General features: G+C 35.1%; 19 protein-coding genes, 9 tRNA genes, 2 rRNA genes and 1 pseudogene. 30 read left to right on the forward strand and 1 reads right to left on the reverse strand.

From position 1 onward, the window contains the following. The first annotated feature begins 158 nt into the window (after window positions 1-158). The 23 genes from rrf (LKW28_RS20880) to LKW28_RS20990 all read left to right on the forward strand — a co-directional run bounded on the left by rrf (LKW28_RS20880) (window position 159) and on the right by LKW28_RS20990 (window position 15449). Window positions 159-274 (forward strand): 5S ribosomal RNA (gene rrf, locus LKW28_RS20880). Between the two features lie 8 nt (window positions 275-282). Then, window positions 283-398 (forward strand): 5S ribosomal RNA (gene rrf / locus LKW28_RS20885). A 9-nt stretch (window positions 399-407) separates the two neighbouring features. After that, a tRNA-Asn gene (locus LKW28_RS20890) sits at window positions 408-482 on the forward strand. 2 nt (window positions 483-484) lie between these two features. Further along, window positions 485-557: transfer RNA gene (locus LKW28_RS20895), tRNA-Thr, on the forward strand. Between the two features lie 23 nt (window positions 558-580). Continuing rightward, window positions 581-655: transfer RNA gene (locus tag LKW28_RS20900), tRNA-Glu, on the forward strand. 9 nt (window positions 656-664) lie between these two features. Next, window positions 665-740 (forward strand) — tRNA-Val (locus LKW28_RS20905). A 16-nt stretch (window positions 741-756) separates the two neighbouring features. Continuing rightward, window positions 757-832, forward strand: a tRNA-Thr gene (locus tag LKW28_RS20910). A 9-nt stretch (window positions 833-841) separates the two neighbouring features. Beyond that, window positions 842-926: transfer RNA gene (locus tag LKW28_RS20915), tRNA-Tyr, on the forward strand. 310 nt (window positions 927-1236) lie between these two features. Then, window positions 1237-1311: transfer RNA gene (locus LKW28_RS20920), tRNA-Gln, on the forward strand. A gap of 179 nt (window positions 1312-1490) precedes the next feature. Then, a tRNA-Lys gene (locus tag LKW28_RS20925) sits at window positions 1491-1563 on the forward strand. 93 nt (window positions 1564-1656) lie between these two features. Beyond that, window positions 1657-1736 (forward strand) — tRNA-Ala (locus tag LKW28_RS20930). A gap of 338 nt (window positions 1737-2074) precedes the next feature. Next, window positions 2075-2977, forward strand: a complete 903-nt coding sequence (gene rocF / locus LKW28_RS20935; protein WP_229142360.1) for an arginase — start codon at window positions 2075-2077, stop codon at window positions 2975-2977. Between the two features lie 172 nt (window positions 2978-3149). After that, window positions 3150-3713: an RNA polymerase sigma factor SigW gene (gene sigW / locus LKW28_RS20940; RefSeq protein ID WP_229142361.1), complete on the forward strand. Its 564-nt coding sequence runs from the start codon at window positions 3150-3152 to the stop codon at window positions 3711-3713. Window positions 3714-3724: 11 nt separating this feature from the next. Further along, window positions 3725-4348 (forward strand): anti-sigma factor family protein, encoded by a 624-nt coding sequence (locus tag LKW28_RS20945; protein ID WP_229142362.1) that lies wholly within the window; start codon window positions 3725-3727, stop codon window positions 4346-4348. Window positions 4349-4605: 257 nt separating this feature from the next. Then, the gene (cdaA, locus tag LKW28_RS20950) at window positions 4606-5427 is read left to right on the forward strand and encodes a diadenylate cyclase CdaA (protein WP_229142363.1); all 822 of its coding nucleotides are present in this window, start codon (window positions 4606-4608) and stop codon (window positions 5425-5427) included. After that, a complete protein-coding gene (locus LKW28_RS20955) occupies window positions 5420-6658 on the forward strand; it encodes a YbbR-like domain-containing protein (RefSeq protein ID WP_229142364.1) in 1239 nt (412 codons plus the stop codon). The genes cdaA and LKW28_RS20955 overlap by 8 nt, the downstream gene beginning before the upstream one ends. Before the next feature lie 272 nt (window positions 6659-6930). Further along, entirely contained in the window at window positions 6931-8277 is a 1347-nt protein-coding gene (glmM, locus tag LKW28_RS20960) for a phosphoglucosamine mutase (protein ID WP_229142365.1), read from the forward strand. A 446-nt stretch (window positions 8278-8723) separates the two neighbouring features. Beyond that, complete coding sequence (glmS, locus tag LKW28_RS20965; RefSeq protein WP_229142366.1) at window positions 8724-10526, forward strand: glutamine--fructose-6-phosphate transaminase (isomerizing); 1803 nt, start codon at window positions 8724-8726, stop codon at window positions 10524-10526. Between the two features lie 236 nt (window positions 10527-10762). Further along, window positions 10763-11257 carry a hypothetical protein gene (locus tag LKW28_RS20970; RefSeq protein ID WP_229142367.1) on the forward strand — a complete coding sequence of 165 codons (495 nt, stop codon included), beginning with the start codon at window positions 10763-10765 and terminating at the stop codon, window positions 11255-11257. A 299-nt stretch (window positions 11258-11556) separates the two neighbouring features. After that, window positions 11557-12519, forward strand: a complete 963-nt coding sequence (locus LKW28_RS20975) for an ABC-three component system protein (RefSeq protein WP_229142368.1) — start codon at window positions 11557-11559, stop codon at window positions 12517-12519. Continuing rightward, complete coding sequence (locus LKW28_RS20980) at window positions 12519-12770, forward strand: ABC-three component system middle component 6 (RefSeq protein ID WP_229142369.1); 252 nt, start codon at window positions 12519-12521, stop codon at window positions 12768-12770. The genes LKW28_RS20975 and LKW28_RS20980 overlap by 1 nt, the downstream gene beginning before the upstream one ends. Further along, a complete protein-coding gene (locus tag LKW28_RS20985; RefSeq protein ID WP_229142370.1) occupies window positions 12761-14503 on the forward strand; it encodes a DUF2326 domain-containing protein in 1743 nt (580 codons plus the stop codon). The genes LKW28_RS20980 and LKW28_RS20985 overlap by 10 nt, the downstream gene beginning before the upstream one ends. A 226-nt stretch (window positions 14504-14729) precedes the next feature. After that, window positions 14730-15449, forward strand: coding sequence for a nucleotidyltransferase domain-containing protein (locus LKW28_RS20990; protein ID WP_229142371.1), 720 nt, complete (start codon window positions 14730-14732; stop codon window positions 15447-15449). 343 nt (window positions 15450-15792) lie between these two features. On the opposite strand, the gene LKW28_RS20995 is transcribed toward LKW28_RS20990, so the two are convergent. Next, a complete protein-coding gene (locus LKW28_RS20995; RefSeq protein WP_229142372.1) occupies window positions 15793-16617 on the reverse strand; it encodes a type II toxin-antitoxin system PemK/MazF family toxin in 825 nt (274 codons plus the stop codon). A 388-nt stretch (window positions 16618-17005) separates the two neighbouring features. Here LKW28_RS20995 and LKW28_RS21000 point away from each other — a divergent pair, with 388 nt between their 5' ends. From LKW28_RS21000 to LKW28_RS21030, 7 genes and pseudogenes are all read left to right on the forward strand, one after another. Further along, window positions 17006-17653, forward strand: a complete 648-nt coding sequence (locus LKW28_RS21000) for a hypothetical protein (protein WP_229142373.1) — start codon at window positions 17006-17008, stop codon at window positions 17651-17653. Between the two features lie 256 nt (window positions 17654-17909). Beyond that, a pseudogene (locus LKW28_RS21005) lies at window positions 17910-18990 on the forward strand (ArsR/SmtB family transcription factor). A 23-nt stretch (window positions 18991-19013) separates the two neighbouring features. Then, the gene (locus LKW28_RS21010) at window positions 19014-20234 is read left to right on the forward strand and encodes an MFS transporter (RefSeq protein ID WP_229142374.1); all 1221 of its coding nucleotides are present in this window, start codon (window positions 19014-19016) and stop codon (window positions 20232-20234) included. A 545-nt stretch (window positions 20235-20779) separates the two neighbouring features. Further along, window positions 20780-21640, forward strand: a complete 861-nt coding sequence (locus tag LKW28_RS21015; protein WP_229142375.1) for a TnsA endonuclease N-terminal domain-containing protein — start codon at window positions 20780-20782, stop codon at window positions 21638-21640. A gap of 46 nt (window positions 21641-21686) precedes the next feature. Beyond that, window positions 21687-23705, forward strand: a complete 2019-nt coding sequence (locus LKW28_RS21020; RefSeq protein WP_229142376.1) for a DDE-type integrase/transposase/recombinase — start codon at window positions 21687-21689, stop codon at window positions 23703-23705. A 9-nt stretch (window positions 23706-23714) separates the two neighbouring features. After that, window positions 23715-25355 carry an ATP-binding protein gene (locus LKW28_RS21025; protein ID WP_229142377.1) on the forward strand — a complete coding sequence of 547 codons (1641 nt, stop codon included), beginning with the start codon at window positions 23715-23717 and terminating at the stop codon, window positions 25353-25355. Window positions 25356-25365: 10 nt separating this feature from the next. Beyond that, window positions 25366-26835, forward strand: a 1470-nt coding sequence (locus LKW28_RS21030) for a TnsD family transposase (protein WP_229142378.1), incomplete at its 3' end; no start/stop codon positions are given.

The raw sequence follows: 26835 nt of genomic DNA on the forward strand, positions 1-26835 counted from the left end.
TATCCATAGGATGATGGAGCTTCTGACGAGAAGTCGCTCTTTGACTTCGACAGAAGAAGCGAAGCAGACGTAGGATATGGCTTCTGGAGCTAGACAAATCACTTCTAATGAATGTATGAACGTTATCTAGTGTTGAAGGAATGAATCCTTCAACATAGTCTAGTGGCGATAGCGAAGAGGTCACACCCGTTCCCATACCGAACACGGAAGTTAAGCTCTTCAGCGCCGATGGTAGTTGGGACTTTGTCCCTGTGAGAGTAGGACGTCGCTAGGCACNCATAGTCTAGTGGCGATAGCGAAGAGGTCACACCCGTTCCCATACCGAACACGGAAGTTAAGCTCTTCAGCGCCGATGGTAGTTGGGACTTTGTCCCTGTGAGAGTAGGACGTCGCTAGGCAATTATTATTCCGCAGTAGCTCAGTGGTAGAGCTATCGGCTGTTAACCGATCGGTCGTAGGTTCGAGTCCTACCTGCGGAGCCATTGCTTCCATAGCTCAGCTGGTAGAGCACTTCCATGGTAAGGAAGAGGTCAGCGGTTCGAGCCCGCTTGGAAGCTTAAAAAATGCTTTTTTTTAAAATGGCCCGTTGGTCAAGCGGTTAAGACACCGCCCTTTCACGGCGGTAACACGGGTTCGAATCCCGTACGGGTCACCATTAAGCGTTGGAGGATTAGCTCAGCTGGGAGAGCACCTGCCTTACAAGCAGGGGGTCGGCGGTTCGATCCCGTCATCCTCCACCATTAAATATTAAATAATGCCGGTGTAGCTCAGTTGGTAGAGCAACTGACTTGTAATCAGTAGGTCGTGGGTTCGACTCCTATCGCCGGCACCACCTTAGGTTGGAGGGGTAGCGAAGTGGCTAAACGCGGCGGACTGTAAATCCGCTCCCTCAGGGTTCGGCGGTTCGAATCCGTCCCCCTCCACCATTTATTTTTTAAAGAAGCCTTTATTCTTTCCTTGGACAAGTTCAAAAGGATGAAGTAGGCTATTTTTATGGAAATTGCACATTTAATTAGTAAAATTACTCATATTTTGTGATAGTTTGTGCAAGATAATAGGGTACTTAAAGTAATTATTTACGTTAAGCGTTAAAGACACTTTAAACTTAGTGTTTTTTAATACTATGGGTTGTCGACGACATTTCGTGATATTTCCTGCAGAAATATCCCAAAATATCCTCTTGCGGAGTAGCTCATGCAGCTTATTCGAAGAAGTTTTTTCATGTAGTTTAATCAATGGGCTATAGCCAAGCGGTAAGGCAACGGACTTTGACTCCGTCATTCGTAGGTTCGAATCCTGCTAGCCCAGCCATTTTAATTTTTTTTGCACGAGCCATTAGCTCAGTTGGTAGAGCACGAACGAGTAGGCTTCGAAGCATAAGCTTCAGCGTACCAATCGAACTGCTACTTGCATTAACTTCCCGAGATTGGGACGTTGTAGATGTACTTTGTATCGATTATTAACTTGGTTATCTACATATTATTTAGTACGAGCCATTAGCTCAGTTGGTAGAGCATCTGACTTTTAATCAGAGGGTCGAAGGTTCGAGTCCTTCATGGCTCATCTCTTATGGGAAAGTAGTTCTGTGGAAGAACACCACCATGCCAAGGTGGTGATTATGTCTTCCGCTTCAGGAACTGCTTTTTTTTATATTTAGGGGCCTTAGCTCAGCTGGGGGAGAGCGCCTGCCTTGCACGCAGGAGGTCAGCGGTTCAAGATCCTGATAGGCTCCACCAGAAGTTAAAATGTAATACCGATAATCCTTTGCGGATTATTTTTTTTACCTAAATTTTATGTGGTTTGCAGGAGTACGGTTCCTAAAACTATCCAGTTGCGAACCCGATAAAGCACTTTGCATACACGCCGTCTCCTATTAATATCCAAGTGCGAGCATGATAACCCACTTTGCATGCACACCATCTCCTATCCTAGTATTCTCCAGATACGAGCGCGATAACATGTTTTATGCCCAGCCCCCCCTTAGTTTATGCATAGATATACACGATTTTGTGCAGTTGAGTCATCCTTATGAAAGCAGTTACAATAAGGTATAAGGGAGAGGGGGCATTTTATCATGAAGAAGGATATTTCAATCATTGGGGTTCCGATGGATTTAGGCCAGATGCGCAGAGGGGTAGATATGGGGCCAAGTGCCATTCGATATGCGGGAGTTGTTGAACGATTAGAAAGACTTGATTATGATATTGATGATTTAGGTGATATTGACATTATACGTCCTACCCGAGGGGAAATGAATAACGATGAAAATTTGAAAAACCTGGAGAAAGTATCTGAGGCAAGCGAAAAGTTGGCAGCGAAGGTTAATGAGGCTATTCTAAATGGAAGATTTCCACTTGTTTTAGGTGGTGACCATAGTATTGCAATCGGTACACTTGCGGGTGTTTCCAAACATTATCAAAATTTAGGAGTCATTTGGTACGATGCCCATGGTGATTTAAATACCGCGGATACTTCTCCAAGCGGCAATATTCATGGAATGCCACTTGCGGCAAGCCTAGGGCTTGGGCATAAGCGACTCACTGAAATAGCTGGGTATAGTCCTAAGATTAAACCCGAGAACGTTGTCATAATTGGTGCAAGATCCCTCGATGAAGGTGAGAAAACATTAATTAAACAGCAAGGTATAAAAGTGTATACGATGCATGAAATTGATCGTTTGGGCATGACAAAGGTTATGGAAAAAACGATTGCGTATTTAAGAGAAAGAACAGATGGTGTCCACTTATCTTTAGATTTAGATGGTCTTGATCCACATGATGCTCCAGGTGTAGGTACTCCCGTGCTTGGAGGTATTAGTTATCGTGAAAGCCATTTGGCAATGGAAATGTTAGAGGAATCAAAATTAATTACTTCTGCTGAATTCGTAGAAGTGAATCCAATTTTAGATGATAAAAATAGAACGGCTTCTGTTGCCGTTGCATTAATGGGTTCTTTATTTGGTGAAAAACTTTTATAAAATCGTCTCAGTATCTCGTGAAAATGAGGTACTGTGTTTTTTTATTTTAAAGATTTGCATTCTGGACACATAAACTAGCCAAAATTTGTTAAAATGAAAATTATGGAGAAAATGAAACCTTTTTAAAGGTCAATCGTAAATAATGATACCCGCAGTGGCGGAGGTATACAATATGGAGACTATCATCAAAAACAGAATAAGGCAGACAAAAAATGGAGATCAGAGTGCATATGGAGAGATAGTAGAATTTTACAAAGACAAGGTGTTTCAAATATGCTATCGTATGCTTGGAAATCGACATGAAGCAGAGGATATTGCACAGGAAGCATTTATTCGCGCGTATGTGAACATTCACAGCTATGATTTGAATAAAAAGTTTTCAACGTGGCTATATCGTATAGCAACGAATCTGTCGATTGACCGCATTCGAAAGAAAAAACCTGACTACTATCTAGACGCTGAGCTTGCAGGCTCAGATGGACTAACTATGTATTCGCAGGTAGCAGCAGATACTGCTCTACCCGAGGACGAGCTTGAAACGATGGAGCTTCAAGAATTAATCCAAGCAGAAATACTGAAGCTTCCGGATAAGTATCGTTCGGTCATTGTTTTAAAATACATCGAGGAGTTTTCACTAAAGGAAATTGGTGAAATTCTTGACTTGCCTGTCGGCACGGTAAAAACAAGAATTCACAGAGGCCGTGAAGCATTACGAAACCAGCTTCGACATGTATAGGGGTGAAAAAAATGAGCTGTTCAGAAAACAACGTGATTGAATTAATGCACAATTATTTAGATGAAGACATTTCTGAAGAGGAAGAGAAGCTACTACGTGAGCATTTGAATGCATGTGAATCATGCCAGCAGCACTTTCATGAGCTAAAGAAATCCATTGCGTTGGTACAAAGTACTTCTCACATTTCCGCACCCAGCGATTTTACATTAAAGATCATGAAGAATCTACCAAAGGAAAAACGTACCGCAAGTTTTAGACGCTGGTTTAGAGAGCATCCAATGCTCACAGCTGCTTCGCTCTTTCTTTTATTAATGGCAGGGAGTCTTTTTTCGGTGTGGAGTGAAAGCGATCAATTCTCCGTTTCAAAGCAACCAAACTTAATTGTTGAAAACAATACGGTGATTGTTCCTGAGGGCGAAACAGTTAAGGGTGATGTCGTTGTTAAGAACGGAAAGCTTGTGATTGAGGGTGACGTTGATGGGAATGTCACTGTGATAAATGGTGAGAATTATATGGCCGCAGCCGGGAATGTTAGCGGTGAAATTAAAGAAGTCAACCAGATGTTTGAATGGCTTTGGTACCATATTAAAAAAGTAGGAACAGATGCAATTCATATTTTTGACAATGAAGAATAGGCCATCGGACACGATGGCCTATTTTTCGATGTCTAGCTCAAGAAGCCATCGGCTCTATGGTCTAGCTATTCGGAGGGTAAAAAGCGCCTTCTGTCAGCGCTTGTCTTATCCTGTCGCCGATATGCTGAAGCATTAAGCTTTTCAAATTGAATTTAAGCTAATCCTCCTACCAATTTGTAATTGGTACATGAAAGTTATATGATATAATATTATAGCTAACTATGTTTTTTGGATTATTTCATAGAGGAAGTGTGAGAATGTCATTTAATGAACTCCCATTATTAGGTTACCTCGGCATTTTTTTAGATGTTCTCCTTGTCTGGTATGTGATATATAAATTATTATCCCTCATACGCGGAACAAAAGCTGTTCAGTTGTTGAAGGGTATTATTGTGATCGTTTTTATCCGATTATTAAGCAGCTTGTTAGAATTACATACTTTGTTTTGGTTAGTGGATCAGGTGATGGATTGGGGATTCTTAGCGATTATCGTTATATTTCAGCCTGAATTGCGAAGGGCATTGGAACAGCTTGGCCGAGGAAAAATATTCTCAAGAAGCGGTACGGATGAAGATGACCATCAGGTAAAATTAATTGAAGCAATAACGAAAGCCACAGATTATATGGCAAAACGTCGCATTGGTGCACTCATTTCGATTGAAAGACAGACGGGAATGGGTGATTATGTGGAAACAGGTATTCCACTAAATTCAGCCATTTCATCTGAGTTACTCATTAATATTTTTATTCCAAATACCCCATTACATGATGGAGCCGTTATTATTCAAAAAAATCAAGTAGCCGCAGCCGCTTGTTATTTACCACTTTCGGAGAGTCCATTTATTTCAAAGGAATTGGGAACTCGGCACCGTGCTGCACTTGGGATTAGTGAGGTAACCGACAGCATAACCATCGTTGTATCAGAGGAGACAGGAAGTGTTTCCTTAACAAAGAATGGTGAATTGCACCGTGATTTGAAACCTGATGCATTTCGAGATTTACTAAAACAAGAACTAACAACAAATGAAAGCATTACCTCTCATCCACTTTGGCAATGGAGGGGGAAGAAAAATGGATAAATGGATTGATAACCGTTGGGTTACACGAATCATTGCATTATTAATTGCCTTGCTCTTATTTGCATCTGTCAGTTTTGAAAATCAGCCTGCATCCAAGAGTCCTGCTGGGCTGCCGTTATTTTCAAATTACACGGAAACATTAACGGAGATTCCGGTCAATACATACTATGATGATCAAAATCTAGTGGTATCAGGAGTTCCCCAATATGTAAACGTCACGATAGAGGGTCCATCAGGTGTAACTAAGAGGGAAGGTCTTCAAAAGGAAATGGAAGTGTATGTAGACCTAACACAGTTATCGGTTGGCACTCATAAGGTAAAGCTACAATATCGAAATATATCTGATAAAATAAAAGTGAAAATTGATCCTGCAGAAATTACCGTCGTCATTCAGGAAAAGGTAACGAAGGAATTCCCAGTTGAAATTGACTTTGTTAACCGTGACCAAATAGCAGAAGGATATACAGTTGAACAGCCAGTAGCATCACCTCGCGTTGTCAAAATAACCGGTGCCTTAGAGGAAATCGAAAGAATTGCATTAGTTAAAGCAGTCGTCGACCTTAAGGGAGTATCGGAAACATTTACACAAGAATCGCGAGTGGCTGTGTATGATAAAAATCAAAATGTATTGTCAGTTACCGTTGAACCAAACGTTGTTGAAATCACGGTTCCAATTGTCAGCCCGAATAAATCCGTATCATTTACCCTTAAACAAAAAGGAAAGCTTGCGGATGGACTGAGTATAGTTAATATCACACCGACGCCAAATCAGGTAACAATATTTGGCCCAAAAGAGGTAATTGATGCAATTTCCTCCATTGAAGGTGAAATCGACCTTGATAAAATAAAGGAAGACTCTACGATTAAAGTGAAGGTTCCGATACCAAAAGGGGTTTTACAGGTATCTCCACAGGAAATTGAAGTAACAGTCGATGTTGAAGAAGAGGTATCGGAAACCTTCTCAGATTTATTAATTCGAAGCCAAGGCTTAGGAGCCGAATATGCACTTACCTTTTTAAACCCTGAGTTAGGGACTCTAGATTTAGAAGTGCGTGGTGCACCGGGTGTTATAGAAGGGACAAGTCCTACTAACCTTGATGTATTTATCGATGTGACCAACCTAGGGATTGGTGAGCACGAAGTAGATATAGAAGTGAACGGCCCAAACAATATGACTTGGGCATTACCTCAAGAAAAGGCAAAGATACGAATTATCGAAAAAGAAGGGTAATTAACTTTATTCAGCAGTAATCTCTACTTTCCGAAGTGGGGATAAAAAATATATAATTTGTGTGGGGTTCAAACCTCGACTGAATAAAGTTAATACCTCCGGCGGATGCCTCAGATTTTTAAAGGAAAGTTTTCGAGCAGTATGATTAAAGACTAAAAACGCCACATCCTGTGGCAACGTCTTTATGACCCACTTCCTGTGGGCCTAAAAATCTGGGCGCAAATACGCCAAAGCGCATTTGATAGTATCTGCAAAAGGAGAGATCATTTAAAATGGGAAAATATTTTGGTACAGATGGTGTACGTGGTGTTGCAAATAGCGAATTAACTCCAGAGCTTGCATTTAAAGTAGGAAGATTTGGTGGTTATGTACTAACGAAGGATAAAGAAAGACCAAAGGTAATAATTGGCCGCGATACTCGTATTTCCGGTCATATGCTAGAAGGTGCACTTGTAGCAGGCCTACTATCCATTGGGGCAGAGGTTATGCGTTTAGGTGTTATCTCTACTCCAGGTGTAGCTTATTTAACAAAAGCTTTAGGGGCTGAGGCAGGTGTAATGATTTCTGCTTCACATAACCCTGTCCAAGATAATGGAATTAAGTTCTTTGGTCCAGATGGATTTAAGCTTTCAGATGAGCAGGAAAATGAAATTGAAGCACTTTTAGATTTACCTGAAGATCAGCTTCCACGTCCAATCGGGGCTGAATTAGGACAGGTGAATGATTATTTCGAGGGTGGTCAAAAATACCTTCAATTCTTAAAACAAACAGTGGACGAGGATTTCACAGGTATTCATGTGGCATTGGATTGCGCTCATGGTGCAACATCTTCACTAGCTACGCATTTATTTGCTGATCTGGATGCAGATATTTCAACAATGGGAACATCTCCTAATGGCCTTAATATTAATGATGGCGTAGGTTCAACACATCCTGAGGCACTTGCTTCCTTTTTGAAGGAAAAAAGCGCAGATGTTGGACTAGCATTTGATGGCGATGGCGACCGTCTAATAGCGATTGATGAGAATGGAGATATCGTTGATGGGGACCAAATCATGTATATTTGTGCAAAATATATGAAGGAACAAGGTCGATTGAAGCATCAAACTGTTGTATCCACAGTAATGAGTAATTTAGGCTTCTATAAAGCATTAGAGCAAAATGACATTGCAAGTGTGCAAACGGCCGTTGGCGACCGTTATGTTGTAGAGGAAATGAAGAAGAGCGGATATATTCTAGGTGGGGAACAATCCGGTCATATTATTTTCCTAGATTACAATACAACTGGGGATGGGCTATTAACAGGCTTGCAGTTAGTGAATATCATGCAGAGCACAAAGAAACCTTTGTCACAGCTTGCAAGTGAGATGACCAAGTTCCCGCAGCTGTTGGTGAACGTGAAGGTTACTGATAAATACCATGTTGCTGATAATCCTGTGATCAAAGAGGTTATCGACCAGGTAGAGGCTGAAATGAATGGAAACGGACGTATCTTAGTTCGCCCATCTGGAACTGAGCCCTTGGTAAGGGTCATGGCAGAAGCTCCAACTGAAGAGCTATGTAAGGAATATGTAGACCGTATTGTAGCTGTTGTAAAAACAGAGATGGGAATTGAATAACATAGATTTTGATTAAAAATATGCAAACCTGACACATCTTGTTCCAGGTTTGCATATTTTTTTAGTATACATGGAAGTTTTATACCATGTTTTGATTGACGAGTTTAGTTTTTCTGTTGTATGATTAGTCTTGTTCTTTTTGAAAAGGGGGGATTAAGTAGAACAGTTATATATTAAAGCGCCAGAACTAAACCATGAACGGAAAAAGTAACAAAGCATAGGCTATTGTTATGGGTTTAGTTGACGAGGTGGAGGTTTATCGAAATTTCGGCGGATGCCTCCCGGTTGTTATCAATCACGACCGCAATTCCTTTTAGGTAAAACAGAGGGGTGACTCTTTGCACAAACAAAAGGAAATGATTGTTGAGAAAATAGATAAATACGGAAAAAAGGGGCAAGTTAGCCCCGTGCTTTCTTGTTCCCTTTTTTAGGGAGGAAATTTAATAATGTGCGGAATTGTAGGTTTTATTGGACATCAAGACTCTAAGGAAATTTTGTTAAAGGGACTAGAAAAGCTTGAGTATCGCGGATATGATTCAGCAGGAATCGCAGTGATAAATGATGATGGTGTTCATGTTTTTAAAGAAAAAGGTCGTATTGCAACACTTCGTGAAGCGGTAGATCATAATGTATTTGCCACTGCTGGGATTGGTCATACACGCTGGGCAACACATGGAGTTCCTAGTAAAGTTAATGCACATCCACATCAAGCATCATCAGGAAGATTTACGCTTGTGCATAATGGTGTAATTGAAAACTACACTCAGCTTAAGGATGAGTATTTACAAAACGTTGAGTTAAAAAGCGATACTGATACAGAGGTTGTTGTTCAAGTACTTGAACAATTCGTAAAACAGGGCCAAGAGGTAGAAGAGGCGTTTCGTAAGACGCTAAGCCTTCTGAAAGGATCCTACGCAATTGCCATGCTTGATGAACAAAACAATGAAACTATCTATGTTGCGAAAAACAAAAGTCCGTTACTTGTTGGCCTCGGCGGCAATTTTAATGTTGTAGCAAGTGATGCAATGGCAATGCTTCAAGTAACCGATCAATATATCGAGTTAATGGATAAAGAAATTGTTATTGTTAAAACAGAGTCTGTCACAATTAAAAATTTAGCGGGAGAAACTATCAACCGTGAACCATATACAGCAGAGCTAGATGCAAGTGATATTGAAAAGGGAACCTACCCACACTATATGCTAAAGGAAATTGACGAACAGCCATTAGTGATGAGAAAAATCGTTCAAGAATATCAAACTGAAAATGGCCAGTTAGCCATCAATCCATGTATTGCGGAAGCTATGAAGGAAGCAGACCGCATTTACATCATTGCTGCTGGAACTAGTTATCATGCTGGTCTTGTTGGGAAACAATTCATCGAAAAAATGGCGCACATTCCTGTAGAGGTTCATATTTCGAGTGAATTCTCATACAATATGCCGTTATTATCTAAAAAACCATTATTCATCTTTATTTCACAAAGTGGAGAAACAGCTGACAGCCGCGCAGTGTTAGTACATGTAAAAGAAATGGGCCACAAGTCCATTACGATTACAAACGTCCCTGGTTCAACACTATCTCGTGAAGCGGACTTCACATTGCTTTTACATGCAGGCCCTGAAATTGCAGTTGCCTCAACTAAGGCTTATACAGCTCAGTTAGCTGTTCTTTCAATTCTTGCTTATGTAACAGGTGAATCAAAGGGAATAAAGGTTGGCATGGACCTTGTGCATGAACTTGGAATCATTGCAAATAGCATGGAAGCTCTTTGTGATGACAAAGAAGTAATGGAAACTATCGCTTGGGAGTACCTTACAACAACTCGCAACGGCTTCTTCATTGGTCGTGCAATGGATTACTTTGTTGGTTTAGAGGGCGCCTTAAAGCTAAAAGAAATCTCCTATATCCAAGCGGAAGGCTTCGCTGGAGGAGAATTAAAGCACGGAACAATTGCCTTAATTGAAGAAGGAACACCGGTTATTGCTCTTGCAACACAAGAGAAGGTTAACCTAAGCATTCGAGGAAATGTAAAAGAGGTTGTTGCACGTGGTGCTCATCCTTGCATCATTTCAATGAAAGGTTTAGAGATGGAAGATGACCGTTATGTGCTTCCAGCCGTTAACGAATTGTTAACACCACTTATCTCTGTCATTCCTTTACAGCTTATCGCTTACTACGCAGCACTACACCGTGATTGTGACGTTGATATGCCACGTAACCTTGCGAAAAGTGTTACGGTGGAATAAGCAATAAAAACTGTTTTTTTAATTTGTCTGTAAGGAAAAAAGTCATTCATAAGGAAAAATATCGTTCACAAGAAACAAATTCGTTCATACGGAAAAAGATCGTTCAGATGATAAAATTCCTTGTTGAAAGAAAGTGAAAATAGACATCGGTAAAAATAACTAAGAGCTACATCAAAAAAGGACCCCAACTTAACTTAGTTTGGGTCCTTTTATAGTAAAGGATTGGTGAGCTAATTTTGTATGTGGACTATGTAAATAATTTAATTAGAACAATAAAAAATATGAGCGAGGACGATTATATTTTTTTTGAGAAAACTGCTTATGAATACCATATAAAATATTTAAAGAATGAACGGCTCAGAAAAGCTGATTTTAAAATCCAACTCGAAAAGTTTCTCAGCAAGGAAACAATAAAGATTTCATTCCAAAATCTTAATTCTTATATGTATGCCTTAGAGCAAATGTACGATAATGGAATAACAGACTCACTCCTTTATGCAAGAAAAGGAAAAAAATCTGTTACTTGGCGGCAATTACTTTTGAGAGCAACTACTGATGTAGCTTTACCAAAGAACTTAAAACCCGAAAATTTGGATGAAATAAATACGAGAACATTAAAAAGCATTTTTCAAAAACTAATTAGTGCCTGTGCACATAATGACAAAGATGTAACTGGAAAGAGGCTACGGACTGTAGATGAGTTTCTTAACATTACCTTTAATAGGGAATAAAGGATAAAAGCAACGATTAACCCTTGATTCGTTACCTATAAATTTGAGGGACTGTATTAAGTATTAGATGCTCCTAAGTATATTTTCATTTTTTAATGATGTGCCGAACTTTTGAGCTATTATTTATTTAACAGCACTGCCCTTATTATGGCTTGGTTCTATATAACCAGGCTTTTTTTATTTCCTGTTGTACTTGAGAATGACTATGTTGGATGAGAGAGGCGAGAATAAGTAGGTGTTAATATTAGGTTAATAATGTAAAATATTCATAGATATCTTTTATAAGGAGAATTCTATTTATGGATAGAGATGATAAATATCTAGCAAGAATAATGTTTCAGAATAAAATATATTCTAGTGATGGCCAAAATTTTGAAGATCTATTTACAAAAATTATGGGGTATAAACATAAAGACTTCAGAGCGGTAAAACCTCAAGGTAGATTAGGAGATATGAAAAATGACGGATATATTTTAGATAATGGTCAGTTTTACCAAGTTTATGGGCCTGAAAATATATCAAACAGCATTGATAATGCTATTTCTAAACTTGAGGAAGACTTTGAAGGGCTAATAAATAAGTGGTCGGATGATGTCGAAATAAAGGAATTCAATTATGTGGTAAATGATAAGTATAAAGGTGCCTACGTAGAAGTACATAAAAAAATATTAAAACTGCAAGATATCATAGACACTCTTGGGGAAAGTAGAAAAATAAAAACAGGATTAATTGTAGCAAGGAACTTAGAAAATATTTTATTTGAATTAAATGAAGACGATATAATAGCAATTGTCGGTTTAATACCGAGAACACATTCAATTTATAACGTGGATTACGATTGTTTAAATGACGTAATACAACATATATTAAATCTCCCTTCAAAAAACTATATAGAGGATGATTTATTTGTTCCAGATTTTAATGAAAAAATAATTTTTAATAGCATAAGTAAAATCATTGAGCGAAGATTAGATGCAGCAGCAATCAACTATGGTGATGTTGAAACATATTTTAAATATCAAGGAGATTTTCTTAGAGATGAGATAAAGAATAAATTTGTTGATTTATATGATGAGTCCAAAAAAATAATTAAGGAAGATGAAGTAAATTATTCGGATCGAAGGTATATGTATATATTAGATAAATGTATGCCTAAAAACAGTAACAATTCTATACAACAAGCAACGGAATGCTTAATGGCATTTTATTTCGAAAGTTGTGATATTTTTGAACAGCCTATCTTAGAGGAGGTTGAAAAATAGTGATTCTACCTCAAAAACACATAAAGTTATCAGAATCTATATTTGCTATGGGGGCAATAATCCTTAGTTTACTTGATAACCGAAAGTCAATAGGTATAGATGAATTATGGGAAAAACTAATGAGTAAAAATCGTAACGATAAAATAATTGATAATTATTCCTTTGATAAGTTTATAATCTCATTAGATTATTTATTTACAATTGGTGTTGTGGATACTAATGAGAATGGAGGTCTTATAAAATGTATTTAAGAAAGCTTAGTGCAAATAATCCAGGCTTCCATACAATTTATTTTAAAGATGGACTTAACTTTATTGTTGGGAAAAGAGAGAATCCAGAAGAAAAGGATTTGAAAAATACCTATAATGGGGTTGGAAAGTCATTAGCTATTGAACTAATACATTTTTGTTTAGGCAGTAAGAAAATTGATGTTTTTAAGGAAAACTTAGAGGGCTGGATTTTTACTTTAGAATTTGATCTCAATGGAGAAGAATATATTGTCTCAAGAAATTGTTCTGAACAAAATAATGTAATATTAAATGGTAAAAAAGTCACTGTTGGAAAATACACAAGTCTTTTATTGGAAAAGGTATTTGGTTTTGAAAAGGATAATAAAATAAAGTATCTCACATTTAGAAGTTTAATTTCACGGTTTATAAGGAGAAATAAGTCAAGTTATACAAAATATGATAAGTACCAAGAAAAGGAAACAGACTATGCAAAATTAATAAATAATGCCTTTTTATTAGGTTTAGATGTTAATCTAATAGAAACTAAGATGTTATTAAAAAAGGGCATAGATGAATTGGATAAAAATAAAAAAATAGTGGAGAAGGACCCAATATTAAAAGAGTACTTTATTGGTAATGAGGATTTAGATTTTGAAATAATTGATTTAAAAGACGAAGTAAAGGAATTAGAGAATAAAGTAAAAGAATTTAAAGTTGCAGAAAATTATCGAGATATTCAAGAAGAAGCGGATATCCTTTCATATGAAATAAGGGAAATTAGAAATAAAATTAGCCTTAGTGAAAATTCAATTAGAAAAATAGAGAAGAGCATAAGTATAAAACCTGAAATTGAATTAGATAAGATACTTGAAATGTATGGTGAAGCTAAATTACTCTTTGAAGACAAAGTTAAAAAAACACTCAATGAAGTTACTGATTTTCATAATAAATTACTCTCAAGCAGAAAAGAACGGTTGGAAAAGCAGAAAGAAACTTTTGAAAAGGCTAAAGAAGATTTACAAGAAGAAATAACTGCAAAAGGTATTGAATTAGATAAGAAAATGAAGTTTCTTGGAGGATATGGTGCCCTTGAAGAGTATAATGCATTATATGCTAAATTAAATACCTTAAGAAATAAATTAGAAAAAGTAACGGATTATAAGAGTTTAATAGAAACTTATGATGATAGATCTGCACAGGCTAATATAGATATAGAAAAACAAAAATTAGAAGCTAGTAAATATTTAAAAGAACATAAAGAGATGCTTGAAGATATAATGGCTACCTTTAGGTCCTATTCAAAGGCTTTTTATAAGAATAAAGCAAGCGGTTTAGATATTAAAATAAACGATGGTCTTAATCAGATAAGATTTGATATTAATGCAAAAATTACTGGAGATTCTTCAGATGGAATAAGTGAAGTGTGTATTTTCTGTTTTGATATGACTTTATTAAAGTTAAAAAACCACAATGTTAACTTTCTTTTCCACGACAGTAGACTATTTTCTAATATGGATCCGAGACAGAGGTTATCTCTACTAAAAATAGTTGAGGAGGAAACAAAGAATGGAAAAATTCAATATATCACATCAATTAATGAAGATATGATTTCTACTATTAGCGATGTTACAAATGAAGAAGAATATCAACATTATAAAAAATTGATAGATCAGAATACAATTCTAACACTGACTGATAAATCAGATGAAGATAAACTATTAGGTATGACAATAGATTTACCATATGACAAATAAAGAAGGTTCTTTAATCAACTCAGACGCACTACTAAAGTTAGGAAGTGCGTCAATTTTATGTGACGATGTTCTTTTCTTTTTTAAAACTGTGCTTCGTAGTCTAAAAGAGAGTATTTGTACTTAAGCTAACCGTCCTTGAGTTAAACAAGGAATGGAAATTTTCAAAGGTATATTTCTCTTTAATGTAGAACAAATATAAGAAATTGTTTAATTAGAGGTGAAATTAATGGGCAATTTGAATAGGTTAACCCCTATAGAAGTAGCACATCAATTTATCAATGAGCATTTTCCGAATTGTCAAGGGGCCTTATTAGCAGGGAGTGTTGTTAGGGGTGAGGCAACAGAAACCTCTGACCTTGATATTGTTATTTTCGATAAAAACCTTAGTTCATCTTACAGAGAGTCATTAATAGACTATGGTTGGGCTATAGAGGTCTTTGTACATAACTTAACCTCTTATAAGCAATTTTTTGAAATGGATTATGAAAGAGCTAGACCCTCAATGCCAAGGATGGTTTCAGAAGGAATTGTCCTAAAAGATGATGGAATAATTGATTCCATAAAAAAAGAGGCTATAGATATATTAAATAAAGGACCAGAAGAATGGTCTGAAGAAATTATAAATACAAAGCGATATTTTATTACTGATGCACTGGATGATTTTATAGGTTGTTCTAATAGAGCAGAAGAATTATTTATAGCTAATACACTTGCTGAATTATTAAGCGAATTCGTTTTGAGAACAAACCGTCAATGGATTGGTGCATCAAAATGGGTAATTCGTTCATTAAGGATTTATGATGTAGAGTTCGCAAATCATTTTGTAGAAGCTTTTGATATTTTTTATAAGACTGGTAACAAAAATCAAATTATACAATTAGTTGATAATGTTTTGCAACCCTTTGGAGGACAGTTGTTTAATGGTTTTTCTTTGGGGAAAAGTTAGCCCGTCCTCTTCATCTAACGGGTGTTTGAGTTAAAGATAAGGGCTGCCATAATGGCTGCTCTTTCTTGTTGAACTAAAGAGAAGGTTAGTTTAGTAAATTTTAAAAAAATTACTGTAATGATTATGTCCTTACTTAAAGATTATATATCAACATATTATTTAACAGAGCTTTATAAAAAGAAAAAATCACTACCCAATTGGATAATGACTTTTTCGTTAGGTTAGCACTACTTAGAAACTAAGTGGCTAAATATTAGTAGGTTGCCACTCCCTCAAAATGAGGTGGGCGGTTATAGTTTTATCTTAATTAAATTATATATCCATTAGAAATTATTGTCAATAATTATAGTGGAGCTTTTACAGCTTCAGCATAATTTTTTTCTAATTCAGAGTTAATTCTAAGTTGCTCATTTAACTTTTCATCTAATTCAGAGTTAATTCTAAGTTGCTCATTTAACTTTTCATCTAATTCAGAGCTGATCTTAAGTTGTTCTTTTAGCTTTTCATCTAATTCTGAATTAATTCTAAGTTCACCATTTAATTTTTTATTTATATCTTTAATACCCTGGGAAACAGAAGGCGAAACAAGCCAACCTAACTGAGCATCTATAACATCTAATAAATTTGAATTAGTCGGAGATAAGAAATCAAATCCATAACGAAGATTTACTTTACTTACTTCAGTTGGATTAACAATGTAGTCTTTGACATTGCAGTTCAGATAGGATCTAACTCTATTTTTAGATATTCCCCGTATATGATGAAGATTTATAAGAGTATCATTCAAAAAAATCCTTCCATCACCTTGACACCTTATTATTGCTGGATTCATATCAGATCCCAAAACATTACCATCATCAGAGGTAGTAGGGACAACGATTATCATCCGTTCGAAGTTATAAAGAACTATAGCTGGGTGCGGAAAGGCAAGTTCTCGGTCTAGTCCTACCCCAAAGTCAATAGAAACTTTTTCTCCTCTTTTATAATCCCTCGTGGGTAATCCGTTATCATAACTATCATACTGTGGCCCAAACAAACTATATTCATTCCACAAATCTTGAAATATTAAATGGGGAATTCCATTTTTGAGCTTACTTTCCTCTACTAATTGAGTAGTTGCATTTAATACAGAGGCTAAATGCGGTTTAGTTACTGTATTATTCTTCATTTTTTTATGTTTTTTAATTCTATGCTTCTTTAGACCTTCTAAATTGTTTTTATCTGTCTGGCTAATTGAGATAACAATCTCCCCCTATACCCTATTATAGTAATAATTATACATAAAATACCATAATAGGGGGGGAATTCGACAAGTTTTTATTATTTTAGAATCACAGGAGTTATAAACTTGTGGATTTTGTTGATTCAAAGTAGCGTTAAGGCTTTACTGCGACAAATCCTTCTTTCAACAAACGAGTAGATAATTGAACAATAATAATTTATTAATTTAGTATATAAAAAAAACTTGTTTGAAGAACTAAAGAATATTATTTGGTATAATATTCCTAAATGTTAATTAATAATTTTATAAATTTGGATAAGTAGAGGGTTAATATATGACAATGTTGATTGCAGTAAAAAATGATTCTAATGCAATTCTCTTGACAGCAGATAAAAGGGTAACGTACTCAGATGTAAACGGAAATATAACTGGGTATTCAGATGATTATAAAAAAACTCGTGTAATAGTTAATAAATTTATTCTATCTTTTGCAGGTCGTACTCTTATTGCAGAATCAGCACTAAACTACATAAATGATAACGATTTTAAATTGTTATCTATGACCGAAAACAAGGATATAAGGAATTTTTTTAGAGAAGCTTTTCTTAAAGGTAAGCAGGCATTTGAAGAAAGATTTCCAGGATTAGCACCAACATCTACCTTTTTATTAGGCTATATTTCGGAGAATAAAACTACCCTGTTATTAGGCTTCTCGTCTGATAACAATTATGAGGGAAATGAGTATGAGGCAGCTATAGTTGTAGATGCGGAAAGCGAAGAGCAAGAAAATAGAATAAGGGAAGGGGCACAACTTTTTATACATAATAAAATAAAAGAAAACAATGGTGGCTTTGCAACCTTCAAGGATCTTGCAGATGTCTATTTTGGTGCAATTAAGCAAGTTGAAAATCAAAAGGTCGGGAATACTGGTACTACATTATTATTAACTTTAGATGGAATAGAAGAATTTGACCATTGTTAAATGCAAAATGAAGTTTAAGCACATTAGTTAACATTATAAGCGGGTACAAGTTTAAGACGAAGATCGCTGCGGCGATCTTTTTGCTTGTTGTACTAAGGGCAAGTTTATTTAATAGCTACATACCAGAAACCCATCCTTTATAGGATGGGTTTTTAGGTTTGTTAATGAGAGTTCTAAAAATATTGAATATTTCGTTCGATGATTGTAGAATGTTAAGTGTACGAACGAATAAATATGTGAAAACGAGGTGTTATGTTTGGATATTCTTAATCTTACAAGTAGGAAAAGGGAAACTTATAAAATTCAGCTAGATTACTCAGTGTTGTGGGAATGTGCTTTAGGGATAGCGGCGGTTACAAATACCCCACTTATTAAGACATTAGAAAAACCACTAGATTATTGGAATGAAATAAAAAGTTCTTTACCAACAGAATTAATGGAACATTTAGATTTTGTAGAGAGAAATANAATTAATGGAACATTTAGATTTTGTAGAGAGAAATAATACGTGGAAAGCAGTTCTTCAATTACTACATAGGGAGAAGTTTTCTGATATAACGGAGTTCACTTCATACATACTGGATATTTCTAATAATGATTTAAAATTTATTTGTTTACCTTTTATAGGAATTGAATATCAGGATATTAGACAGAAAGCTGCTGTAGGTGATGAGGTAGCCATAGAAGAAATGAAAATGTTAACAACCGATAATCCCTTTTTTCCTCGATATATTGAATTCATAAGTCATTCAAATGTTGACGATCTTAAAAAACACCTGATTAGTGTGATGACAGGATGGTATAAGGCTGTTATACAGAAAGATATAGAAAAGCTTAATAAAATCTTACAAACGGATTATGAGACAAAAAAAGTGATGTTAAAAAAAATGTCTCCTGAAGAACTAGTTGAATGGGCAACTGGAGGAGTTACTTATTTACCAGAACCAAGTGTAAACAATGTTCTTTTAATCCCACAATATATTTACCGACCTTGGAATATAGAAGCAGATATAGAGGGGACAAAAGTATTTTATTATCCAATAGCTAATGAAAGTATATCTCCATATGATAAATACACTCCAAACAACTTTTTGGTACTTAAACATAAGGCATTGGGCGATGAGGTGCGATTGCGAATTGTCAAATTATTGTATGAAGAAGATCAAACTTTACAAGAGATTACGAATCAATTGAATATTGGTAAGTCTACCATTCACCATCACCTTAAGATACTTAGGGCAGCTAAACTAGTAGAAATTAGCGATTTAAAGTATTCACTTAAAAAGAAATCTGTTGAACTTTTAGCTAAAGAGTTAAGCCTTTATTTGAATAAGTAACCAAAATATAATGGGGTGATGGTTTGAGCAGTGGGATTTGGAAAAATCGTTCATTTGTTTTTGTTTGGATTGGCAACGGTGTCTCTGAATTAGGAGGTTCCTTTGGTACTTTTTGCAACTCAATCCTTGTATATCAGCTAACGAATTCAACAATGGCATTGGGAAGTATGTGGTTGTTATACTTTTTACCTTCTCTCATTCTACAATTATTTATTGGGCCATTTATTGATCGATGGAGTAGAAAGTGGATTATGATATTTTCTCAATGGGCTAGGGGAATAATATTTCTAATTCCACTGGTTGCATTACTAGTGGGAAATCTTGAACCGTGGCATATATATGCAGTTCAAATAATAGTAGGCTTGATTACTCCAATCTATACACCTGCAAATCAAGCGATTACACCAACTATAGTGTGTAAAGATCAACTAAGCACTGCAAATGCTTATATTGATGGAACCGTAAGATTAATGACATTCCTTGCTCCAATATTAGGTGGTTTCGTTGTAGAGTACATAGGTGTTATACCTACATTAATTTTTGTTAGTACCGTACTTATTACAAGTGGAACATTATTGTTATTCATAAAAGAGACAAAAGTATCCTACGATGTACGGAAGACTTGGATAGAACAATTTATAGAAGGTATATCCTATTTTTTCAAACAACCAATTATCGTTTGGTTAGGAATTTTCTTAGCTTTTGTACAGTTTGGGGTAGGTGTAACAATGGTGATCACTCTTCCTTATATAACAGAAGAATTATCGGGGAGTTTTTCAGAGTATGGATATTTTATGGCAGGTTTTCCTTTAGGATATGTAATAGGTTCAATTTTAGTTGGGAAAGTGACATATAAAAGTCGTAGGGTAGTAATGTTAGGAGCATTAGTTGTAGGTGGTCTAACATTTATCTCCTTAAGTATTAATAATAGTATCATATTTGCCATTCTCACTGAGGTTATCGCTGGGATTGCTATGGCTTTTTTTAGTGTGCAAAATATAACAATATTTCAACAAACTGTCCCAAATAACTTGATGGGAAAGGTTTCATCGGTTCGACTCTTCATTATTAGAGGAGCAATGCCATTGGGTGTATTTGTCGGTAGTTTTTTGGGTGAAATTTTTGGGATACGTCCATTGTACTTATTGATTGGCTCAATTATTTGTGCTGTGTCCTTATTGGGTATATTTCTACCATATTTTAAGTTTATTGATTCAAAAATAGATGAAAATATGGCCTCCTAAACTCAAATACGTAAAGATGGTGCTGCAATAAATGCAGCATTTTCTTTATTTGACTAACCGGAACAGTATTTCTGTAATAGCGAATTCTTCACTGTTTTTAAGAGCTTCGGAGGGAGCTCTTTTTTAATTGGAAATGAATCTCAGGAATAGTACTTAACTGAGATATACAGTGCTTAAACACAACTTGAATCACTACAGACTACCAAAAATGAACTGTCTCAAAACCAGGAGTTCTAATATAACTTTAAACTTATTCTTTAAAAAATTACCAAAATGTTGTATATAAACGTAGAAATTGTAGCATTTTATAGTATGTAAACAACGAGGAAATATAAAAAAGAACTAAAACATTATTGCCTAGAATGAATTTTCTTGGTATTTATTTATAATTTTTAATATGAAAAAAAAGAGTAAAATTTTCCATTAGAAATTTTTGTGTAATGAAAGGTTGGAAAACCTTCGTTTACTATTAAAAAAGTAATTATTAAAAGAACAAATATGTAACGAATGTATTTATAATAGAAAATTTCAGGAGGTGTTTAGGTGTGAAATATAGGTACAAATGGACTGAGGAAAGCATCGAAAAAAGAATAAAAAAGGGATTAGGGCAAGGGTATAAAGAGAACTATAAGCCGTGGCTAACAGTACAAGATGTCCCATCGATTGGAGTAGTTACCCGAGTAAAAGGGAAAATTGTACCAAGGGTATACCACTTTATGTCTAAACTGGAACACCAGTATTTTTGTATCCTTGAATGGTCCAATAAAGTAATGGATATAAGGGAGCAATTCCCACTGTTTCAAAGGGAGGATGCTCAATATATTGCGGAGCAAAAAGGTATTGCATATCCATTTTATCCAATAACAAAGATCCCGGTAGTAATGACAAGTGACTTCGCAATTCAATTAGATGATGGAACTGGAAAAATAAAAGAGATAGTTCGTACAGTTAAGCCATCTAATGAGTTAAAGAAGCAAAGAGTATTAGAAAAGTTGGAAATAGAAAGGGAATATTGGAAACGTAGGGGGATAGACTGGGGGATTGTTACAGAAAAAGATATATGTCCGGAATTAATTTATAATTTGAATTTTTTTAGAGGAGCATATTACTTTAATAAAAATTTTCCTGTAATCGAATTAGCACCATATATATTTGAGGGGATAGTTAATAATCAAAATCAGTTGGTTTTAAACTTACTTCATAGTTTGGATGGTCGTTTAAATAAAGAAGCTGGAACGTTTTTATCGATTTTTAAGTTTTTATTAAGTAGGAAGTTAATTGCAATTGATATGTCAAAAAAAATAGATTTACATAATTTATATTGTAATGAACTAACTGTCCTTGGAGGTGCTAATCTATTAAATGCTTTACAAAAAGATGATTCTGGAGGTACAAGAGCCGGATAAGATCAGATGTTTCAGAGTAATCTGGATAGATGAAAACTGTCTTATTATGTATTTAATTGATATTTTTGATCGAAATGCCAAACCGTTTATTGTTAATGTTGAGGAATATGAGAACTTAATCAAAAATGGTTATGCAAAGATAGTTGAAGAGCCATTTCTTAAACAACCTAACCTAACTTCAAAAAGTGAAGAATTATGGAAACAGCGGGTGAAAATTTTGAATATGCTTTTGGAAGAAATTGAAACCCCTGCTATCTTTGATATTAGTCAAATTTGGAAAACGCTGACCAATCTTGAAAGCTCTTTAGAGTGTTCAGCAAATTATATGAAAAAAATTCTACGATTATATTGGCAAAATGGGTTAAATGAGTATGCTTTAATCCCTACTTTAGGTAGGACGAAAATTTTGGATGTAAATAAACAGGTTCTAAGAATGCCAGAAAATAAAAAAGATCAAGGTTCGAAATGGAAGGAAATCATATTATTTTCCTTTGAAAAGTATTATAAAAAAAATCCCAAGGCTACATTGGAGTCCGCTTACAAAGAAATGCTTGAAATCCATTTTACCCAAAAAATCAAAGTTGAGGGGGTTTCAAGATTTAAATTGGATGAGGAATACCCCTCATATTGGCAATTTGAATATCATACTAGGCACCTTAGATATACTGAAGATACTCTAAGAAAGAGATGGGGTTCAAAAAACTTCGATTTGAAAGGCAGAATGATATTAGGTGTAACCCAAGAAAAAGTATTTGGTCCAGGGAGTGTATTTCAAATAGATGCTACTATTGCTGATGTCTATATTGTATCAAGCATTAATAGGGAGGACATTATTGGAAGACCAGTACTTTATTTTGTGACCGATTCTTTCAGCCGTCTAATCACTGGGCTTTATTGTGGCCTTGAAGGTCCATCTTGGATTGGGGCTATGATGGCTTTAGTCAATTCAGCTTCAGATAAAGTTGCTTTTTGTAAAGCGTATGGGATAAAAATCACTGAGGATGAATGGCCTTGTGCTCATATCCCAGAGGCAATACGCGGAGATCGAGGAGAATTAATTAGTAAAAACGCTGAGGAAATGGTGAGGTTGCAGGGTATTGATATTGAAAACACACCGCCATTTAGAGCTGAATTGAAAGGAGTCGTTGAAAGAAAATTTGGAATTATTCAAGGGAATATCAAGCCTTTTATTCCTGGCTATGTGGACAAGGATTTTAGAGAAAGGGGAGCAAAGGATTATCGATTAGAAGCTGCACTTACGCTACAAGATTTCACAAAAACCATTATCTTAGAGGTTCTACAACATAATAAACAATTAATAAAGGGATATAGAAAAACAAAGGACCTATTAAAAGATAAAGTCATTGCTAGACCGATTGATTTATGGAATTGGGGAGTCCAAAAACAATCAGGCATACTCCGAAAAATCACTGTTAAAGAAATGAAATTAACATTAATGCCAAGTTATGAAGCAACAGTCACGCCACAAGGATTGAAATTCCGTGGAGCGTTCTATACAAGTTCAAAGGCAATGCGTGAAGAGTGGTTCTCAAGGGCGAGAGTTCGTGGAAATTGGAAAATAAAAATTCGGGTAGATGAAAGAAATTGCAATTATATTTATTATTGGGATGAGCTTACAGATGATTTAGATAACTTCCAATTAGTTCCCTTTGATAGAGAGAGATTTACAAATTTATCTTTTGATGAGGTCGCAACCACAATAGCATTTGAAAATTATCGCAATAGAAATGCAAAGAAGGCACAATTGGAAGATGAAATTAATAAAAATGCAAGAGTTCGCGAAATCACAAACCAAGCAATAAAGGAAACTGAGCAAAGTATAACAGGAATTTCTAACAAAAAAAGAACTGAAGGTATACGCGATAATCGTTCTATGGAAAAAGAGGAAATGAGGAAAGTAGAGAGCTTTACCTTTGGTGAAGAAGTTCCTACATCAATTAATTTTGATAAGCAAAAGAATGTTAAACCAAATTCATCTATTTCAGAAGATAAACAAGACCTTTTTGGAATTTTAGATGCGATTGAGAAAGAATCTGGTTGGTAGGAGCATAAAATGGATAACTTAGATTATAAAATTCTTGTACCCTTTGAAGCTGTATATACAGAAAGAAATGTAGGATTATATAAAAATAATCCTTATATTGAAGCCCTCCCTCCTTTGTTAGATCGAGCTGAAGTGATAAAAATGTTAGTATCATTTCCCGATTATGATGAAGAGGAAAGAATACTTAGTGTAGCTGAAAGAAAGTTAATGGTTCAGAATTTGTTTGATTACTATTATCCAACGGAAAGAACATTAGAAATGTATGAAAAAATAACAGCTCTCTTGTGTACAGGTTATTCCTCTAGAAATCCATTAAGTAAAAAATTTTACCAACAAGCAAAGGCAATAAGTAAACCAACAAATTTGTATCCTTACCAAATAAACAAGACAAAAAAAACTTCTGCAAGTAATAACGGATTGGCGGTTGTGGGGATTTCAGGTATTGGAAAAACGAGTGCAATAGAAATGGTCCTTTCCTTATACCCGCAATGTATAATGCATACTGAATATAAGGGACATAAATGCTCTTTTGTTCAATTAGTATACTTAAAATTAGAATGTCCTTATGATGGATCAATACAAGCATTGTGTAGACAATTCTTTTTCGAAATAACAATGTTATTCGGTGAAAACAGCTATTCATATCATTTAAGAGGAGATATGAAGACGAAGGAATACTTAGAAAAAATGAAGTTAGTAGTCCATCAACTTGGTTTAGGTATGCTAATTATAGATGAAGTACAGAATTTAAGGGAAGCAAAGGGAAACGAGCGAGAACAAATGCTAAACTTCTTTGTTAGTTTAAGAAATGAATTAAATATTCCTGTGGTTTTAGTAGGAACACCTAAAACTTATCCTATTTTGCAAGGTGATTTTAGAAACACACGTAGGGGAATAGGGCAGGGAGGCATTGAATGGGGAGTTCTCGAAAAGGATAATCCATATTGGAAAAGGTTACTTCGGGGTATGTGGAGATATCAGTGGACTAATGTTAAAACACCCCTTACTCCAGAAATTGAAGAAACATTTTATGATGAATGTCAAGGAATTACTGATGTTTTAATAAAACTTTATATGATGGTTCAATTACGAGCAATGGATAAAAAAGATGAAACAATAACGACGGAATTAATTCAGAATACCGCAAAAAAGGACTTTGCATTAATTCAGCCTATGATAAATGCGATTAGGAAAACTGATCTCGAAGCATTTTCGAGATTTGAGGATATCCGTCCTCCAGATATGGAAGAGTTAATTCAACAACACATCCTAGAATCTTCAAAAAAGCAGGAGGTTATTATTCATCGAAGGATGTTAAAGGAACTCCAAAAACAACAGAAAAAAACTTTTAGGGAAGAATTATTTAATGCACTCTTGGAATCCAACTTTCCGAAAACTCGTTCAAAGGCTGCTGTTAGTTACGTCCTTGAAGAACTTGGGAATGAATTAGATTTTGATAGAGGCTTGGAGCTTGCCAAGGAATACCTAAAAGAAACAGCACCTAAAACAAAAAAAAAGAAAAAAATAGATGTTCTATCGGAAGAAGACTTAAGAAAGCAATCTGAAAATAATCAAGAAAGTAGTGATTCATATAATGATATAAAAAGAAAGGGATACATACCAGATATAAATCAAGAACTAGGAATTTAGGTGATATAAAATGATACTAAACTTTCCATATCTTCATAAGGATGAAATATTATATAGTGGGATAGCTCGTTATTTTGATTATCTAAATGAAGACAGAATAAAATGGGTAACAGAACATTTATTTAGTTCAAGAGGGTTTCGGGCATCGGTGGGTTTTCCCTCTGGATTAAATAATCTCTATGATAATTTTCCAAAAGGAAGTCCTTATACATCTAGTTACCTAGTAGACAACCATTCGATATATCCCTTATTTCGCCCTTTTATTGATTTGCTCCGGCACGAAAAAATAGTAAATGATATGGTATTTAAAGATGGGAAAGGAATTATGACACGAGTTGGAGCAGTCGCTTCCTTAATACCAAATAAAAGGAACCTTTATTATTGTGCCTCTTGCATTAAGGAGCAGATGGACCAAAAAAACACTCAATATTTGGACGTTTTCTGGAATAGAGTTCACCAGTGTCCTGGAGTATATGTATGCCATAAACATAGAGAGTGGTTAAAACAAACAACATTTTCATTGGATGAAATAAATCAACATATGTATATCTCTGTGGGGAGTCTTATTGACGCATCTCAATTAGATCTTAACAGAGTTCCAATTGAAGAAAATAAAATAAATGATCTTCACACAAGAATTGCAGAAAATGTAGAGTGGATTCTTAATAATAATCTGTCACCAAGAGATTTAAATTATTACCGTTTGAGGTATATTGAATACCTTAAATTTAAAGGAATTGCAAAGCCATCTGGACGTGTAGATGTTTTAGGACTAAAAGAATTGTTTCTGGCAAATTATCCAAAAGAGTTTCTTCGGCAGCTACATTCAGATTTTGAAATTAACGATGAACAGACCTGGGTTCAGATGATTATTCAGAAAAACCGGAAAGCCTTTCATCCAATAAGGCACATTTTAATGATAATGTTATTAGCAGAAAATGTTTCTAACTTTTTTACAAAAGAATATACCTATACTCCTTTTGGGAGTGGACCTTGGGATTGTAATAATCCAGTTTGTTCAAGAAAAACAGAATTAATTAGTATTAATTATTCGAGAGACTGCAAGCAGGAATTTGGAGATTTTCAGTGTGAATGTGGTTTTAAAGAACGACGATATTTAAGTGGCAAAAGGAAAGTTTTAGACTTTGGTATGGTGTGGGAACAGGAGTTAGTCAAGTTAATACAAGAAGGGGAAGGAATCTATCCTATTTCTAGAATTCTTAATGCAGATATAGTTACAATAAAAAAATATGCACAAAAGAACAATTTATTAGATAAATGGCTACCTCCAAAAACATATATTCCAGTGGAGAAAAATCAAAATAATGTTATTAAAGTAAACCATTATAATATATGGATAGACACTATTAAAGAAAACCCTCAATTAAATAAAACAGCAATAAGAGCATTGATTGTAAAGAGTCACTTTATATCCTCCAAAAAACAACTATTATTTTCAAATTCCTCCGGAATTGCATAT

The sequence above is a fragment of the Bacillus sp. REN16 genome (genome assembly GCF_020731355.1).
In the GTDB taxonomy this organism is placed as follows: Bacteria; Bacillota; Bacilli; order Bacillales; family Bacillaceae_L; genus Ferdinandcohnia.

Coding starts and splice junctions, on each gene's coding strand:
- rocF (WP_229142360.1), top strand. CDS start 2,075: ATGAAGAAGGATATTTCAATCATTGGGGTTCCGATGGATTTAGGCCAG.
- sigW (WP_229142361.1), top strand. CDS start 3,150: ATGGAGACTATCATCAAAAACAGAATAAGGCAGACAAAAAATGGAGAT.
- LKW28_RS20945 (WP_229142362.1), top strand. CDS start 3,725: ATGAGCTGTTCAGAAAACAACGTGATTGAATTAATGCACAATTATTTA.
- cdaA (WP_229142363.1), top strand. CDS start 4,606: ATGTCATTTAATGAACTCCCATTATTAGGTTACCTCGGCATTTTTTTA.
- LKW28_RS20955 (WP_229142364.1), top strand. CDS start 5,420: ATGGATAAATGGATTGATAACCGTTGGGTTACACGAATCATTGCATTA.
- glmM (WP_229142365.1), top strand. CDS start 6,931: ATGGGAAAATATTTTGGTACAGATGGTGTACGTGGTGTTGCAAATAGC.
- glmS (WP_229142366.1), top strand. CDS start 8,724: ATGTGCGGAATTGTAGGTTTTATTGGACATCAAGACTCTAAGGAAATT.
- LKW28_RS20975 (WP_229142368.1), top strand. CDS start 11,557: ATGGATAGAGATGATAAATATCTAGCAAGAATAATGTTTCAGAATAAA.
- LKW28_RS20985 (WP_229142370.1), top strand. CDS start 12,761: ATGTATTTAAGAAAGCTTAGTGCAAATAATCCAGGCTTCCATACAATT.
- LKW28_RS20990 (WP_229142371.1), top strand. CDS start 14,730: ATGGGCAATTTGAATAGGTTAACCCCTATAGAAGTAGCACATCAATTT.
- LKW28_RS20995 (WP_229142372.1), bottom strand. CDS start 16,617: ATGAAGAATAATACAGTAACTAAACCGCATTTAGCCTCTGTATTAAAT.
- LKW28_RS21000 (WP_229142373.1), top strand. CDS start 17,006: ATGACAATGTTGATTGCAGTAAAAAATGATTCTAATGCAATTCTCTTG.
- LKW28_RS21020 (WP_229142376.1), top strand. CDS start 21,687: ATGTATTTAATTGATATTTTTGATCGAAATGCCAAACCGTTTATTGTT.
- LKW28_RS21025 (WP_229142377.1), top strand. CDS start 23,715: ATGGATAACTTAGATTATAAAATTCTTGTACCCTTTGAAGCTGTATAT.